Genomic DNA, 15241 nt, shown 5'->3' with positions numbered 1-15241 from the left:
TCGCGCTTACTTCTTCTCGAATGGCTTGTCGAAGGTGATCTTCGGATCCTGCCATGGCCCTTTGATGCTGTATTGCACACTCGCAAAGCGCGACACCTGATCACCAATTAACTTGTTGATCAGGAACAACGCACCGCCGACGGCCGGGGCGCCCACCAGCAAAGCCGCGATCGGCAAGTTATTGGTCACGGGTAAGGTCACCAGCAAATTCGCATCCACTTGGTCGGTCACCATGTTCAGCGTGCCGCTCAGCTCAAGGTTGCTTGAAGGGCCGGTCATGGTGATGGGCTTGTTCGCGCGGTACACCCCGCGATTGGCTTGTAGCAGACCTTTGACGCGGTCGTAACTCAATCCTTTGCCGAACAGGTCGGAGAAGTCCAGGCGCAAGCGTCGACCGATGGAGTTGAAGTTCAGCAGCCCAAAAATGCGCAGCACCTGCGCGCTGCCATCGACCTCCACAAACTGGCCTTTGTTCAAGGACGCGTCCAGTGTGCCGCTGAAGCGCTTGAGGCCAATCCACGCCGGCGAACCTGGCCAGTTGCCATCAACGTCCAGTCGGAAGTTGTCACTGGTGACGCTCGGTGCGAAGCCCCAGTTTTTCAGCACGTGCGCCAGATTCCGCCCGCCCAGGCGGCCCTTGTACCAACTGTTGCTGGCGCCAGCAAAACCCTCCCAGCCGCCCGACCCTTCAAGCAGCAGGCCTTTGAGCCCCAGGTTGAGGTTGTTGAGCAACACGCCACGATTGGTGGGCCGCACATTGAGCGACCAGGCGCCGATCAGGTCCGGGCCTTGGTAGAGCTGGCGGATGATGATGTCCATCGCCGGAATTTTACGCGGGTCAACCGATGCCAAAGGGTCAGGGGCATTCTCATCAGCCACAGCTTTAGGGTCGGTCGCCGGCAGCCGAACGATCTGCATGGTGATGGCAATCGGGGCCTGTTTCGCATCAGGCAACGTGACCGAGCCGACTGCCTGTTTGCTGTCGATTTTCATCCCCCACGACGCCGGGTAGCGGTTCATCTGCAAGCGAACCTGGTCGAGCTGGGTGCCCATGGCAATCAGTTTGCCAATTTTGAAATCCGCACTGCTGAGCAATTGCTGTGCGCTGCCACCCACATCCTTGCCCGCATAACGCTCCACCACTGCCTGCCACGGCGCCACGTCCAGTTCCGAGAGTACGCCGCGAACACGCAAGCCCTTGCTGGTGGGCAACGAGGCCGCTCCGGCGCCGAGGTACAACTCGCCGCGGCCTGCCTCAAGCTTGCCGTCCGGCGCGGCGAACGTCAGGCTCGCCAGGTTGCCGTAGTCAAACCAGTACCGCTTCTCGGCCCCTTGCAGGGTCATGCGCAATACGCTGTCACGGCTTTCATTGGTTGCCAGGCCAAACGGTGCGGGCAAATCAATCGCCGCGCCTTTGAGGCTGGAATTGACACGCAACTGGCTGTCCGCGCCGTCGAGCGTCAGTTGCAATTGATAGGGCAGGTTGCCGGAAACCGGAATCGGCTGGTTGAACTTCAGCCAGTCGGTCAGGGTTTTGACGGCGATTTGGCCATTGGCAACCACGCGAGTGCTGATGCGGCCCGGTTTGCCGTCGGCAAAAATCTGCGCGTTGACCGGCCGGTCGAATGCGCGGGCGGTGATGCCTTTGCCGCTCAGGCCTTTGGCACTGTCGAAGCGGAAATCACCCTTGAGTTGCGTCAGTTCAAGCTCCGGTTCGCTGATTTTGAGCCGCGCCTTGTCGGTTTTGAAATCCACCACGATGTTCGGTTCGACGCTGTGCTCAAGCGGTATATCCAGGTCGACCCGCCCGGTGAGCGGGCCATCACCCTGCCAACCGGCAAAGGTGTCAGCGGTGCCGATGGGGGCTTCTTGAAGGATTTTCAGGCCGTCGCCCAAACCGCCTGCAAAGTCCCCTTGCAACAACAAGTGGCTGACCTTGCCGCTGGGAACGTGGGGAATATTGACTGCGACATCACGCACCTCGGTGTCGAGCAACTGGCCTTTACTGGCCATGATCCGCACGCCGCTGTCCTCGATAAAGACGTCACCCGATACATTCCGTACATGGGGCCAGCCCGGCTGGAAAGCCAGCTCGGCGCCATGCACCTTGAAAAACAAGCTGAGGGTGCGCGCGGCCGCGACCGCATCATGGCTTAACGAGCCCTGATATTGGAAGAAGCCCTCCTCCACGTCACCCTTGATGATGGCAGTGCTGAGCCATTCAGTCAGGGCCGGGCTCAAGACTTCAGGCAAGTATTTGGGGGTGAAACGGCCGTCGCCGTCGGTCAGCCCGACGCGCAGGTCCATGTAGTCTTCCTGCGAATGGTCCAGATGGATGCGGATCAGGAAGTCGGCAGCGATCTTGCCCTCTTCGCCCAGCACCTTGATGTAGGGCGCGATGAGGGTGAAGGTGTCTTTGCTCAGGGTCCAGGTCAGCAAGGCGTTGGCCTGCTGGTACTGCCAGGGTTTGGCGAAGATCGGGTCCAGGTGCAGCATGAAATCCTTGCTGTCCAGCCGCAGCTCGCCCTTGCCCAGGTCGCCGCTGATCAGGCCGCTGACATTGCGCGCCGCAGGTGCACCGTGGGTGGCGTTGAAACCGACTTGCTGCAGATTGGCCGCGAAACTGAGCTTTTGATCGCCGCTCACGTGAGGGCGAAAATCAGCCAGCACATTGCGCAGCGTGCCAGTCGCCTTGAGTTGATCGACCACTTTGGCCACGCCCTCCGGCCACGGCGCCAGCGCGTCCAGCAAGGGTGTGATCGGGGTCAGGTTCACATGATCGGCTTGCAGGTGCCAGCGCTCCTGCGCTGTGTCTGTGCCCTTGAACTGCTGCACTTGCGCGCGGGTTTCCCAGCGCGTATCGCCCAGGCTCATGGCCAGAGAGTCCAGCACCAGGTTGTAACCCTGCTGGCCGCGTTCCAGCCAGGCATGCAAGGCCAGGTTGTCAATAGTGGCTGGCTTGCGGTCTGCGTAGGCACCGGTGAACGTGGGGGCGTTGAGTCGGGCGGTGGCGCTTTGCACCGTGCCGTTGCCCCAATTGAACCAGAACTCACCACCGGCCTTGAGTGTCTTGAGGGTCCAGCCTTGGGTCATGCTGGACGGCAGCCATTTGGCCCAATTACTTTGCGGCAGGCTGACATACGCTTGCGCCGCGCCGTCACGCCACTGGCTGGCGCGAATCTGGCTTTTGACACTCAGCGCAACCGGCTGGCCATCGGGCAGGGTCAACCGTGCATCCAGGCGTTGATCGGAAGACCCCACGTCGAGGGTCAGGCCGACATACGTCAGGGTCATCGGCGCTTCTTTATAGGGTTCCAGGGTCAACTGGCTGTCGAGCACGGAGAGACGCGCAACCTTTTGCAGCTGATTGAGTAACTGCTCGGGGTCCAGAGGCTTGTCGTCCTGAACTGGCAAACCTTCGAGCGTCCAGTGCCCGTCCTTGTCCTGGCGCGCACTCAGTTGCAAGCCATTGAGCTGCACGTGGGCGATACGTACTTCGCGGGCCAGCACGCTGCCCCAGACATCAGGCACCACTTGCACTTCATCCAGGCGCAAGGCGCTGCGACCTTCGCCCACCATCACGTCATGTGCCAGCAACACCGGCGCCATGCCGCGCCAGCGCCCTTCGAGGCTGCCGATGGTCAACGGCATGCCCAAGGCATCGCGGGCCTTGGTTTGCACGTCGGCGCGGTATTCGGCAATCAGGGGCGTAAGTTCTCGCCCGAGGCTGACGTAGAGCGCCGTCAGCACCAGCAATAACGCACAAAGACTTAATCCCCAGCGGGTCAGCGCGGCAAAAAAGCGTGTCAGACGCTCCATGTCAGGTGGCCCCTTCAGTAATGATCGAAGGGGCTGAATGCAGCCCCCTTTTTAAATCCGGACATCGCGTGCAGCTTCAGAGCAGCACCACGTCGTATTGTTCCTGGGAGTACATGGTTTCCACTTGAAAGCGGATCGTACGCCCGATAAACCCTTCCAGCTCCGCCACATTGCCCGACTCTTCATCCAGCAACCGGTCAACCACGCGCTGACTGGCCAGCACGCGATACCCCTCGGCCTGATACGCACGGGCTTCGCGCAGGATTTCACGGAATATTTCGTAGCAGATGGTTTCCGGGGTTTTCAACTTGCCCCGGCCCTGGCAGCACACGCAGGGTTCACAGAGCACCTGTTCGAGGCTTTCGCGGGTCCGCTTGCGGGTCATTTGCACCAACCCCAACTCGGTAATGCCGATGATGTTGGTTTTGGCGTGATCGCGTTCGAGTTGCTTTTCGAGCGTGCGCAGCACCTGCCGCTGGTGCTCTTCGTCTTCCATGTCGATGAAGTCGATGATGATGATGCCGCCCAGGTTGCGCAGACGCAGTTGACGCGCAATGGCCGTTGCCGCTTCGAGGTTGGTCTTGAAGATGGTTTCTTCAAGATTGCGATGCCCCACGAACGCGCCCGTGTTGACGTCAATGGTGGTCATGGCTTCAGCCGGGTCCACCACCAGATAGCCGCCCGACTTGAGTGGCACTTTGCGGTCGAGGGCTTTCTGGATTTCGCTTTCAACGCCGTACAAATCAAAGATCGGCCGTTCGCCGGGGTAATGCTCCAGACGGTCCGCAATTTCTGGCATCAGCTCAGCCACGAACTGCGTGGTTTTCTGGAAGGTTTCGCGGGAGTCGATGCGGATTTTTTCAATCTTCGGGCTGACCAGGTCGCGCAGGGTACGCAGGGCCAGGCCCAGGTCTTCATAAATGACCGTGGGAGCGCCGACGGTTTTGATCTGGGCACCGATTTGGTCCCACAGGCGACGCAGGTAGCGAATGTCCATCAGGATTTCATCCGCGCCAGCGCCTTCGGCCGCTGTACGCAGGATGAAACCGCCCGCTTCCTTGATACCTTCCTGCGCCACGCAATCACTGACCACCTGTTTGAGGCGGTCCCGCTCGGCTTCGTCTTCGATCTTCAGGGAAATGCCGACATGGGCCGTGCGCGGCATGTACACCAGATAACGCGAAGGAATCGACAATTGGGTCGTCAACCGTGCGCCTTTGGAACCGATCGGGTCTTTGGTGACTTGCACCACCAGACTTTGACCTTCATGAACCAGCGAGCTGATGCTTTCGACCGCCTGACCTTCACGCAGGGAGATTTCGGAGGCATGGATGAACGCCGCACGGTCCAGGCCGATGTCCACGAATGCCGCTTGCATGCCGGGCAAAACACGAACGACCTTGCCTTTATAAATGTTGCCGACAATGCCTCGGCGCTGGGTGCGCTCGACATGCACCTCTTGCAAAACACCGTTTTCTACCACCGCCACGCGCGATTCCATCGGCGTGATGTTGATCAGGATCTCTTCACTCATGGCTGGGTCTCGTTCAGGCGTCATCACAGTAGTGCCACGTTTCATGGGTGCAATAGTTAGCGCACGGAAAGGGTTTGCCAACAGGGTATGCCGAAATGTCCCAGCAGTTCTGCGGTTTCGCACACGGGCAAGCCCACGACAGCGGAATAGCTGCCCTCAAGCCCGGACACGAATACCGCGCCCAGCCCCTGAATCGCGTAGCCACCGGCTTTATCCAGCGGTTCGCCGCTGGCCCAGTAACGCGCAGCTTCTTGTGTGCTGATGTTTCTGAAACGCACCGCGCTGCGCACCACACGGGTTTCGCAGCGGGTTGCATCAATCAGGGCAATGGCGGTCAAGACTTCATGCTCGCGGCCAGATAACGCCATGAGCATAGCCAAGGCATCGGCTTCGTCGACGGGTTTGCCAAGAATCTGTCCGTCCAGCACCACGGCGGTGTCAGCGCCCAACACGCAAAAAGCATCGTCTGGAGGCGACACCATGACGTGCTTATAACCTGCCCGCGCTTTTTCCCGCGCCAGCCGCTCGACATACGCCGTGGCGGCCTCATTGACCAAAGGGGTTTCGTCGATGGCAGCACTGACGGTGCTGAAGGGCACGCCGATTTGAGTCAGTAACTCGCGTCGGCGGGGTGAGCCTGAGGCCAGATAAAGCGAAGTCATCGAGACATCTCCCTGTCAGTGTGCGCAAACCAGGAAATGGCTCACGCTTCCATCAATTGATTTTGAAACGTCGAACCAGCCCGCGCAGCCCGTAGCTGACCCAAGGCCACAACAAGGCGCTGACCAGTGCAGGCAACACCAGCGCCAGGGTTGGTTGACGGTTCCCGGTCAAGGCGCTGAGCCACAATTGCGCCAACTGGGCCAGGCCAAAGATGACCAGCAACACCAGGCTTTGCTGCCACATCGGGAACATGCGCAGGCGCTGTTGCAGGGACAGCACGAGGAAGGTGATCAGGGTCAGGATCAAGGCGTTCTGCCCCAGCAGCGTGCCGTAAACCACGTCTTCAACCAGGCCCAGGCACCACGCGGTGACCATGCCCACCTTGTGCGGCATGTACAGCGCCCAGAAAGCCAGCAACAACGCCAGCCACAGCGGACGGAACACTTCCATGAACTGCGGCATTGGCGAAACGCTGAGCAAGACGCCAATGGCAAACGTCAGCCAGATGATCCAGCCATTACGTGAACGGATACCCGCCATTATTGCCTCTCCCGGGTGGTGGCCGGCGCAGCGGCTGGCGGCGTGGCTGCGGCGGGTGTTGCAACTGGCGCAGGTTTTTTGACCGCTCCGGCGGCGGGCGCAGGCGTTGCTGGCGTGGTGACAGCGGGCGCCGGGGCCACGGCGGGCACGGATGCAGGCACGGGCTTGGGCACAGTCGCCGGAATAATGGGCTGTGGCTCGCCGTTGTTTTCGGCTTCCTGGGCTTGAGCCGCGTCGTTGGCGCGCTCTTCAGGGGTGCGGCTGTCGCTGAAGACCAACAGCAAGTAACGGCTGCGGTTCAAAGCGGCTGTCGGCACGGCCCGCACAATGGCGAATGGCTGGCCCGAGTCGTGAATCACTTCTTTGACCGTTGCGACCGGATAGCCCGCCGGGAAGCGTTGCCCCAGACCCGAGCTGACCAGCAGGTCGCCCTCTTTGATATCCGCCGTGTCGGCCACATGGCGCAACTCAAGGCGCTCGGGGTTGCCCGTGCCACTGGCAATTGCACGCAGCCCGTTGCGGTTGACCTGGACCGGAATGCTGTGGGTGGTGTCGGTCAGCAGCAAAACCCGCGAGGTGTACGGCATCAACTCGACCACTTGCCCCATCAGCCCGCGGGCATCGAGCACCGGTTGACCGAGCACCACGCCGTCGCGCTCACCCTTGTTGATGATGATGCGATGAGTAAACGGGTTGGGGTCCATGCCGATCAGCTCGGCCACTTCAACCTTTTCGTTGACCAGCGCAGAGGAGTTAAGCAACTCGCGCAGGCGAACGTTTTGCTCGGTCAGGGCGGCGAGTTTTTGCATGCGCCCTTGCAGCAGAAGGTTTTCAGTCTTGAGCTTCTCGTTCTCGGCGACCAGCTCCGTCCGGCTACCAAATTGACTGGCGACGCCCTGGAACAGACGTTGCGGCAGATCGGTAATCCAGTAGGTCTGCATCAGCACCAGCGACATTTGACTGCGCACCGGCTTGAGCAACGTGAAACGGGCATCGACCACCATCAGCGCGACCGATAGCACGACCAGCACCAACAGGCGCACGCCCAAAGAGGGGCCTTTGGAAAAGAGCGGTTTAATAAGCCGCTCCTCCGGGGCAAGGATTCAATGTATTCATACGGCTTCAAGCGGCCTGGATGAAGATTGACAAAAGATAAACGCCAAAAGGCAGCACAGCAAAGTGCTACCTTTTGGTGATAACCCTCGAACTGCAACCACCGATATTATTCGCTGGAGAGCAGATCCATGGTGTGCTTATCCATCATTTCCAGCGCACGGCCACCACCACGCGCGACGCAGGTCAGCGGGTCTTCGGCAACGATGACCGGCAAACCGGTTTCCTGGGCCAGCAACTTGTCGAGATCACGCAACAATGCGCCACCACCGGTCAGCACCAGGCCACGCTCGGCGATGTCCGACGCCAGCTCTGGCGGGGATTGTTCCAGCGCGCTTTTAACCGCCTGAACGATGGTCGCCAGCGACTCTTGCAGGGCTTCAAGCACTTCATTGGAGTTCAGAGTGAAGGCACGTGGAACGCCTTCAGCCAGGTTACGGCCGCGCACGTCTACTTCACGCACTTCACCGCCCGGATAGGCCGTGCCGATTTCCTGCTTGATGCGCTCGGCGGTCGACTCACCGATCAGGCTGCCGTAGTTACGGCGCACATAGGTGATGATCGCTTCGTCGAAGCGGTCGCCGCCAACCCGTACGGATTCGGCGTAAACCACACCGTTCAGGGAGATCAGCGCGATTTCAGTGGTACCGCCACCGATATCGACAACCATCGAGCCGCGAGCTTCCTCAACCGGCAAGCCGGCGCCGATGGCAGCGGCCATCGGTTCTTCAATCAGGAAGACTTCACGAGCGCCGGCACCCAGTGCCGACTCACGAATGGCGCGACGCTCAACCTGAGTCGATTTGCACGGCACGCAAATCAGAACCCGAGGGCTTGGCTGCAGGAAGCTGTTCTCGTGAACCTTGTTGATAAAGTACTGCAGCATTTTTTCGCACACGCTGAAGTCAGCGATCACGCCGTCCTTCATCGGACGAATGGCTGCAATGTTGCCCGGTGTACGGCCCAGCATGCGCTTGGCCTCGGTGCCGACGGCAACGACACTTTTCTGGTTACCGTGTGTCCGAATAGCCACAACCGATGGCTCATTCAGGACAATACCGCGCTCGCGCACGTAAATAAGGGTGTTGGCAGTGCCCAGGTCGATGGAAAGATCGCTGGAAAACATGCCACGCAGTTTCTTGAACATGGGAAAGGGACCCTAGGCAACGCGTGGGTAAAAAAGTGCGGCAAACTCTAACAACGACAGGGATTTTGGGCAAGGCGCCAATATGTTAAATTGGCCGCTTTTCCGAGCACCAGCCCCCACAATCGCGGCCATATGACCGTAGAAATGCGGTAGTGTTCCGACAATCTAACACACGGATAGCATCCGTCTTGTTTTCCACTGGAGAATCCCATGGCGCTTGAACGCTCCGACGTGGAAAAAATCGCTCATTTGGCCCGCCTGGGTTTGAATGATGCCGATCTGCCACGCACCACCGAAGCCCTTAACAGCATTTTGGGGCTGATTGACCAGATGCAGGCTGTCGACACCACCGGTATCGAGCCGCTGGCCCACCCCCTGGAAGCCAGCCAGCGCCTGCGTGCAGACGTCGTGACTGAAACCAATCATCGCGAGGCTTACCAGTCCATCGCGCCAGCGGTCGAAAACGGCCTCTATCTGGTTCCCAAGGTCATCGAGTAAAAGGAAGAGCCTGCATGCATCAAATGACTCTGGCCGAGATCGCCCGCGGACTCGCCGATAAAAAGTTTTCGTCTGAAGAGCTGACCAAAACCCTGCTGGCGCGAATCGCCCAACTGGACCCGCAGCTCAACAGCTTCATTACCCTCACCGAAGACCTCGCCCTGGAGCAGGCCAAGGCCGCCGACGCCCGTCGCGCCAACGGTGAAACCGGCGCCCTGCTGGGTGCGCCAATCGGTCACAAGGACTTGTTCTGCACCCTCGGCGTACGCACCAGCTGCGGCTCGAAGATGCTCGACAACTTCAAGGCACCGTACGACGCCACCGTAGTGTCCAAGCTGGCCGCTGCCGGCGCGGTGAGCCTGGGCAAGACCAACATGGACGAGTTTGCGATGGGCTCGGCCAACGAATCGAGCTACTACGGCGCCGTCAAAAACCCGTGGAACCTTGAGCACGTGCCCGGCGGTTCGTCCGGAGGGTCGGCCGCCGCAGTAGCCGCCCGCCTGTTGCCTGCCGCTACCGGCACCGACACCGGCGGTTCGATCCGCCAGCCCGCCGCGTTGACCAACCTCACCGGCCTGAAGCCGACCTACGGTCGCGTCTCGCGCTGGGGCATGATTGCCTACGCCTCCAGCCTTGACCAAGGCGGCCCGTTGGCGCGCACGGCTGAAGACTGCGCCATCCTGCTGCAAGGCATGGCCGGTTTCGACCCGCAAGATTCCACCAGCATCGATGAGCCCGTGCCGGACTTCAGCGCCAACCTGAACACATCGCTGCAAGGCCTGCGCATTGGCGTACCGAAAGAGTTCTTCAGCGAGGGCCTCGACCCGCGCATCGCGGAGCTAGTGCACACCAGCATCAAAGAACTCGAAAAACTCGGCGCCGTGATCAAGCCCATCAGCCTGCCCAACATGCAGCACGCGATCCCTGCGTACTACGTGATCGCGCCGGCAGAAGCGTCTTCCAACCTGTCGCGTTTTGACGGCGTGCGCTTCGGCCATCGCTGCGAAGACCCGAAAGACCTCACCGACCTGTACAAGCGCTCGCGCGCCGAAGGCTTCGGCCCTGAAGTGCAGCGCCGGATTCTGGTGGGCGCCTATGCGCTGTCGGCCGGTTACTACGATGCGTACTACCTGCAAGCGCAAAAAATCCGCCGCCTGATCAAAAACGACTTCATGGCTGCCTTTAATGAAGTCGACATCATCCTCGGCCCAACCACGCCTAACCCGGCCTGGAAAATCGGCGCTAAAAACAGCGACCCGGTCTCGGCCTACCTGGAAGACGTCTACACCATCACCGCCAACCTCGCGGGCCTGCCGGGCCTGTCGATGCCAGCCGGTTTTGTCGACGGCTTGCCAGTGGGCGTGCAGTTGCTGGCACCTTACTTCCAGGAAGGTCGTCTGCTCAACGTCGCTCACCAGTACCAGTTGAACACTGACTGGCACACGCGCTCACCTGCCGGCTTCTGAGGAGAAACATATGCAATGGGAAGTTGTGATCGGGCTGGAAATTCACTCCCAGCTCGCCACCCAATCGAAGATTTTCTCCGGTAGCGCCACCACTTTTGGCTCGGAGCCGAACACCCAGGCCAGCCTGGTTGACCTGGGCATGCCGGGCGTATTGCCGGTGCTCAACGAAGAAGCCGTGCGCATGGCCGTGATGTTTGGCCTGGCAGTGGACGCTGAAATCGGTCAGCACAACGTCTTCGCCCGTAAAAACTATTTCTACCCGGACCTGCCCAAGGGCTACCAGATCAGCCAGATGGAATTGCCGATCGTCGGCAAGGGTCACTTGGACATCACACTGGAAGATGGCACGGTCAAACGAGTGGGCATTACCCGTGCGCACCTTGAAGAAGACGCCGGCAAAAGCCTGCACGAAGACTTCAGCGGCTCGACCGGTATCGACCTGAACCGCGCTGGCACCCCGCTGCTGGAAATCGTTTCCGAGCCGGACATGCGCAGCGCCAAAGAAGCAGTCGCTTACGTCAAGGCCATGCACGCCCTGGTGCGCTACCTGGGCATCTGCGATGGCAACATGGCCGAAGGTTCGTTGCGTTGCGACTGCAACGTGTCGATTCGCCAGGTGGGCCAGACCGAGTTCGGCACCCGCTGCGAGATCAAGAACGTCAACTCGTTCCGCTTTATCGAAAAGGCGATCAACAGCGAAGTACAACGCCAGATCGAGCTGATCGAAGACGGCGGCAAGGTGGTTCAGCAAACCCGCCTGTACGACCCGAACAAAGACGAGACCCGCGCCATGCGCAGCAAAGAGGAAGCCAACGACTACCGTTACTTCCCGGACCCAGACTTGCTGCCGGTCGTCATCGAAGACTCGTTCATCGAAGACGTACGCGCCACCCTGCCGGAACTGCCGCCGCAAAAGCGCGAGCGTTTCCAGTCGCAGTTCGGCCTGTCGGCCTATGACGCCAGCGTCTTGGCTTCCAGCCGTGAGCAAGCAGACTACTTCGAAAAAGTGGTCAGCATCAGCGGTGACGCCAAACTGGCCGCCAACTGGGTCATGGTCGAGCTGGGCAGCCTGCTCAACAAACAAGGCCTGGACATCGACCAGTCGCCGGTTACGGCCGAACAACTGGGCGGCATGTTGCAGCGCATCAAGGACAACACCATCTCCGGCAAGATCGCCAAAGTGGTGCTTGAAGCCATGGCCAACGGCGAAGGCAGCGCAGACGACGTCATCGAAAAACGCGGTCTCAAGCAAGTGACCGACAGCGGCGCGATTGAAAAAGTGCTGGATGAAGTGCTGGCAGCCAACACCGAGCAAGTTGAGCAATACCGTGCGGCAGACGAAGCCAAGCGCGGCAAAATGTTCGGCTTCTTTGTCGGCCAGGCCATGAAAGCCTCCAAAGGCAAAGCCAACCCGCAACAAGTCAACGAATTGCTCAAGAGCAAGCTCGAAGGCTGACGCACCGGCTACATACGATACCTGTGGTCACGGACGAGGCCTCAGGCTGCGAGGGGTTGCGAAGCAGCCCCCTTTATCGGGAAGGCCTCACCCGGCCTTGTCGCAGCCTAGCACCTTGTCAGCGGCTACACCGGTTAACACGCTTACGAGGATTCTCCCCCATGAAGCAGCTACTCGGCGCCTGCGCCCTGCTGAGCCTGCTCGCGGGTTGTGCCAGTCACGACATAGACCCGCGCGGCTATGACAAAACCGGCGTTGCCTCTTATTACGGCGCCCGCCACCATGGCAAACGTACTGCCAGCGGCGAACCTTTCGATCAGCACGCCCTCAGCGCCGCCCATCGCCAACTGGCGTTCGGCAGTCGCGTTCTGGTCACCAATCTGAGCAATAACAAATCGGTTGTGGTGCGCATCAATGATCGCGGCCCTCACACCCGTGGCCGATTGATTGATCTTTCGCGCCAGGCCGCCCGGCAGTTGGGTATGCTGCGCAGCGGCACCGCCAATGTCCGAATCCAGGGCTTGAGCGATTAATCAGGGAGTGGCTGCGATTTGGGCTTGAACGCGTTATCGACATGGAACCTGCTGCAATTGCTCTGCGGTCTCGGCCTGCTGATCGCCGGTGCAGAACTGCTGGTGCGCTGCGCCGTCAGCATGGCAGCCACGCTCAAAGTCCGCCCGTTGCTGATCGGCCTGACCGTGGTCGCACTGGGCAGCAGCGCCCCGCAAATGACCGTCAGCCTGCAAGCCGCCTTCAATGACACCCCGGACATTGCCGTCGGCAGCGTGATCGGCAGCAACATCTTCAACGTGCTGGTCACCCTGGGGCTTTCCGCACTGATTATCCCGTTGCGCGTCTCTCGCCAGCTGGTACGCCTGGACATCCCGCTGATGGTGATTGCCAGCGCACTGGTGCTCGCCCTGGCCCTCAACACGGAACTCGACCGGCTGGACGGCGTGATCTTGCTGTGCGGCCTGACAGGCTACCTGGGCCTGTTGCTGCGCCAGTCGCGCCATGGCAGCCATCATCATGTCAGTCACGACCAACCCCAGCATTCCTGGCTGCGCAATGTGCTGATGATACTCTGCGCCCTGCTCCTGCTCGGGCTTGCCGGTCGGCTATTGCTAGGCGCCGCGGTTGATGTCGCGACGCAGCTCGGGCTGTCGGAGCGCATCATCGGCCTGACCATCGTTGCCGTGTGCACGTCGCTGCCGGAGCTGGCCACCTCGCTGATTGCCGCCTTTCGCGGGCAACGTGAAATTGCCGTGGGCAACGTGATCGGCAGCAACGTCTTCAACCTGCTGGGCGTGCTGGGCATCACCGCACTGGTGTCCCCCGCACCGCTGTCCGTTTCACCGAACGCCCTGGCCTTTGACTTGCCTGTCATGCTCGGGGTCGCGGCCTTGTGCCTGCCCATTTTCTACAGCGGCTACCGCGTCACGCGGGCAGAAGGCGTGTTGCTTCTGGGGTTGTATCTCGTCTACGGGCTGCATGTCGTGTCCTTCACCACCGGCATGCCGCTGGCCGGAAAACTCGAACACCTGATGCAGTTTTTTATCCTGCCGGCGCTGCTGGTGTATGTGCTGTTCAGTACCCTGCGCGCGTGGCGTCGACAACACTGAGGAGTCTTCCCTTGAATAATAAAAAGACCGGACTTGAAATGCGCCGCCAGGTGATGGGCGATGAATTTGTGGACCGCGCCCTGGGCAACGCCACTGACTTCACGCAGCCGTTGCAAGACTTCGTCAACGAGCACGCATGGGGCGGTGTGTGGAACCGAGAAGGCTTGCCCCTCAAGACCCGCAGCCTGATCACCCTGGCCACCCTGACCGCGCTCAAGTGCCCTCAGGAACTCAAAGGCCACGTGCGCGGCGCGCTGAACAACGGCTGCAGCGTAGAGGAGATCCGCGAAGCCCTGCTGCATTGCGCGGTGTACGCAGGGGTTCCGGCGGCCATTGATGCGTTTCGGGCAGCGCAAGAAGTCATCGACAGCTACGACGCTTAAATCCAGCCGCCCCACTGCAAGACAAAAATCCCGATATTGGTCGTGACCGCCGCCATCACCGTGGTGATCACGATGATGGCAGCCGCGAGTTCATGATTGCCATTGGCGGCGCGCGCCATGACAAAACTGGCCGCGGCAGTCGGGCTGGCGAAATACAGAAACAGCGTGCCCAGCTCCGGCCCGCGAAAACCGTACAACCATGCGCCCCACGTGGTAATGAGCGGCAGGCCAATCATCTTCAGCAAGCTGGCGCTGAAGGCCAGATCGCCACTTTTGCGCAGGGCCGCGAGTGACAACGTGCCGCCGATACAGATCAGCGCCAACGGCAAGGTCATCGCAGCCAGATATTCCCCGGATGCCTGCAACCAGCCGGGCAACACTATCTTGAATGCAGCAAACGGCACGGCTGCCAGCACACTGATAATCAGCGGGTTGCGAAACACGCTTTTGCAGATGCTCCACGGGTCGGATTTGATCACCGGGCTGTATACGGCCAGCACGATGGTCGACAACGTGTTGTACAGCAGGATCACCAGCGCCGCGAGCACAGCCCCCAACGAGATGCCGTAGGCGCCGTACATACTGGCGGCCAGCGCCAGCCCGATCACCGCGTTATTGCCGCGAAAGGCGCCCTGCGTGTAGATGCCACGGTCTTCGCGTGGGCACCGCCAGATCGACCAGCCCCAGGCCAACGCGAAGCTCACCAGGGTCGCCACCGTGAAGTAGCCCAAGACTTTAGGCTGCAAGGCGGCATTAAGGTCCGCGTGCACAATGCCCAGAAACAACAACGCCGGCATGGTGACGTTAAACACCAGAGCCGACGCGGTATGGATGAAGCTGTCATTGATCCAGCCGACACGCTTGAGCACTACCCCCACAAACAGCATGGCAAACACGGGCGCAGTGATGGTCAAGGTCTGAAGGAAGATAGCCAGCATGCCAAGCAATTCCGATTGCAATCGTCAGACCGCGAATCTTATGCCATGGACAGGAGCAACAC

The 15241-nt window shown here is 60.3% G+C and carries 13 protein-coding genes; 6 read left to right on the top strand and 7 right to left on the bottom strand.

Features of this window, described 5'->3' with window-relative positions:
• Nucleotides 1–6: 6 nt before the first annotated feature.
• The 6 genes from V6F78_RS18790 to mreB form a co-directional block, all read right to left on the bottom strand.
• On the bottom strand, nucleotides 7–3819 hold the full coding sequence (locus V6F78_RS18790) for a YhdP family protein (RefSeq protein ID WP_332727999.1): 3813 nt from the start codon (nucleotides 3817–3819) through the stop codon (nucleotides 7–9).
• A gap of 76 nt (nucleotides 3820–3895) precedes the next feature.
• Nucleotides 3896–5353 (bottom strand): ribonuclease G, encoded by a 1458-nt coding sequence (gene rng / locus V6F78_RS18785; protein ID WP_047273351.1) that lies wholly within the window; start codon nucleotides 5351–5353, stop codon nucleotides 3896–3898.
• A gap of 56 nt (nucleotides 5354–5409) precedes the next feature.
• Nucleotides 5410–6015 carry a Maf family protein gene (locus tag V6F78_RS18780; RefSeq protein ID WP_070413864.1) on the bottom strand — a complete coding sequence of 202 codons (606 nt, stop codon included), beginning with the start codon at nucleotides 6013–6015 and terminating at the stop codon, nucleotides 5410–5412.
• A 52-nt stretch (nucleotides 6016–6067) separates the two neighbouring features.
• Complete coding sequence (mreD, locus tag V6F78_RS18775; RefSeq protein WP_047273349.1) at nucleotides 6068–6556, bottom strand: rod shape-determining protein MreD; 489 nt, start codon at nucleotides 6554–6556, stop codon at nucleotides 6068–6070.
• Nucleotides 6556–7635 carry a rod shape-determining protein MreC gene (gene mreC / locus V6F78_RS18770; RefSeq protein ID WP_080960815.1) on the bottom strand — a complete coding sequence of 360 codons (1080 nt, stop codon included), beginning with the start codon at nucleotides 7633–7635 and terminating at the stop codon, nucleotides 6556–6558. Before mreC ends, mreD begins: the two co-directional genes overlap by 1 nt.
• 143 nt (nucleotides 7636–7778) lie before the next feature.
• Nucleotides 7779–8816, bottom strand: a complete 1038-nt coding sequence (gene mreB, locus V6F78_RS18765) for a rod shape-determining protein MreB (protein WP_002555108.1) — start codon at nucleotides 8814–8816, stop codon at nucleotides 7779–7781.
• Between the two features lie 210 nt (nucleotides 8817–9026).
• Here mreB and gatC point away from each other — a divergent pair, with 210 nt between their 5' ends.
• The 6 genes from gatC to V6F78_RS18735 all read left to right on the top strand — a co-directional run bounded on the left by gatC (nucleotide 9027) and on the right by V6F78_RS18735 (nucleotide 14241).
• Nucleotides 9027–9314 (top strand): Asp-tRNA(Asn)/Glu-tRNA(Gln) amidotransferase subunit GatC, encoded by a 288-nt coding sequence (gatC, locus tag V6F78_RS18760; RefSeq protein WP_047273347.1) that lies wholly within the window; start codon nucleotides 9027–9029, stop codon nucleotides 9312–9314.
• Between the two features lie 14 nt (nucleotides 9315–9328).
• Nucleotides 9329–10780, top strand: a complete 1452-nt coding sequence (gene gatA / locus V6F78_RS18755) for an Asp-tRNA(Asn)/Glu-tRNA(Gln) amidotransferase subunit GatA (RefSeq protein ID WP_047273346.1) — start codon at nucleotides 9329–9331, stop codon at nucleotides 10778–10780.
• Nucleotides 10781–10790: 10 nt separating this feature from the next.
• Entirely contained in the window at nucleotides 10791–12236 is a 1446-nt protein-coding gene (gene gatB, locus V6F78_RS18750; RefSeq protein WP_169858841.1) for an Asp-tRNA(Asn)/Glu-tRNA(Gln) amidotransferase subunit GatB, read from the top strand.
• 161 nt (nucleotides 12237–12397) lie between these two features.
• Nucleotides 12398–12769, top strand: a complete 372-nt coding sequence (locus V6F78_RS18745) for a septal ring lytic transglycosylase RlpA family protein (protein ID WP_047273344.1) — start codon at nucleotides 12398–12400, stop codon at nucleotides 12767–12769.
• A 48-nt stretch (nucleotides 12770–12817) separates the two neighbouring features.
• Nucleotides 12818–13858 (top strand): calcium/sodium antiporter, encoded by a 1041-nt coding sequence (locus V6F78_RS18740; protein ID WP_332728016.1) that lies wholly within the window; start codon nucleotides 12818–12820, stop codon nucleotides 13856–13858.
• Nucleotides 13859–13896: 38 nt separating this feature from the next.
• A complete protein-coding gene (locus V6F78_RS18735; protein WP_047275399.1) occupies nucleotides 13897–14241 on the top strand; it encodes a carboxymuconolactone decarboxylase family protein in 345 nt (114 codons plus the stop codon).
• Here V6F78_RS18735 and V6F78_RS18730 read toward each other — a convergent pair.
• Complete coding sequence (locus V6F78_RS18730; protein ID WP_047273342.1) at nucleotides 14238–15179, bottom strand: AEC family transporter; 942 nt, start codon at nucleotides 15177–15179, stop codon at nucleotides 14238–14240. The two genes, V6F78_RS18735 and V6F78_RS18730, sit on opposite strands and share 4 nt — an antisense overlap.
• Nucleotides 15180–15241 lie beyond the last annotated feature (62 nt).

This window comes from Pseudomonas sp. ESBL9 (assembly GCF_036668715.1).
Classification (GTDB): Bacteria; Pseudomonadota; Gammaproteobacteria; order Pseudomonadales; family Pseudomonadaceae; genus Aquipseudomonas; species Aquipseudomonas lundensis.
The sequence above is the reverse complement of the archived record's forward strand: the minus strand, read 5'-3'. Positions and strand labels throughout refer to the sequence as shown.

Coding starts and splice junctions, on each gene's coding strand:
- mreD (WP_047273349.1), bottom strand. CDS start 6,556: ATGGCGGGTATCCGTTCACGTAATGGCTGGATCATCTGGCTGACGTTT.
- V6F78_RS18735 (WP_047275399.1), top strand. CDS start 13,897: ATGCGCCGCCAGGTGATGGGCGATGAATTTGTGGACCGCGCCCTGGGC.
- V6F78_RS18790 (WP_332727999.1), bottom strand. CDS start 3,819: ATGGAGCGTCTGACACGCTTTTTTGCCGCGCTGACCCGCTGGGGATTA.
- V6F78_RS18745 (WP_047273344.1), top strand. CDS start 12,398: ATGAAGCAGCTACTCGGCGCCTGCGCCCTGCTGAGCCTGCTCGCGGGT.
- gatC (WP_047273347.1), top strand. CDS start 9,027: ATGGCGCTTGAACGCTCCGACGTGGAAAAAATCGCTCATTTGGCCCGC.
- gatA (WP_047273346.1), top strand. CDS start 9,329: ATGCATCAAATGACTCTGGCCGAGATCGCCCGCGGACTCGCCGATAAA.
- mreB (WP_002555108.1), bottom strand. CDS start 8,816: ATGTTCAAGAAACTGCGTGGCATGTTTTCCAGCGATCTTTCCATCGAC.
- gatB (WP_169858841.1), top strand. CDS start 10,791: ATGCAATGGGAAGTTGTGATCGGGCTGGAAATTCACTCCCAGCTCGCC.
- rng (WP_047273351.1), bottom strand. CDS start 5,353: ATGAGTGAAGAGATCCTGATCAACATCACGCCGATGGAATCGCGCGTG.
- V6F78_RS18780 (WP_070413864.1), bottom strand. CDS start 6,015: ATGACTTCGCTTTATCTGGCCTCAGGCTCACCCCGCCGACGCGAGTTA.
- V6F78_RS18730 (WP_047273342.1), bottom strand. CDS start 15,179: ATGCTGGCTATCTTCCTTCAGACCTTGACCATCACTGCGCCCGTGTTT.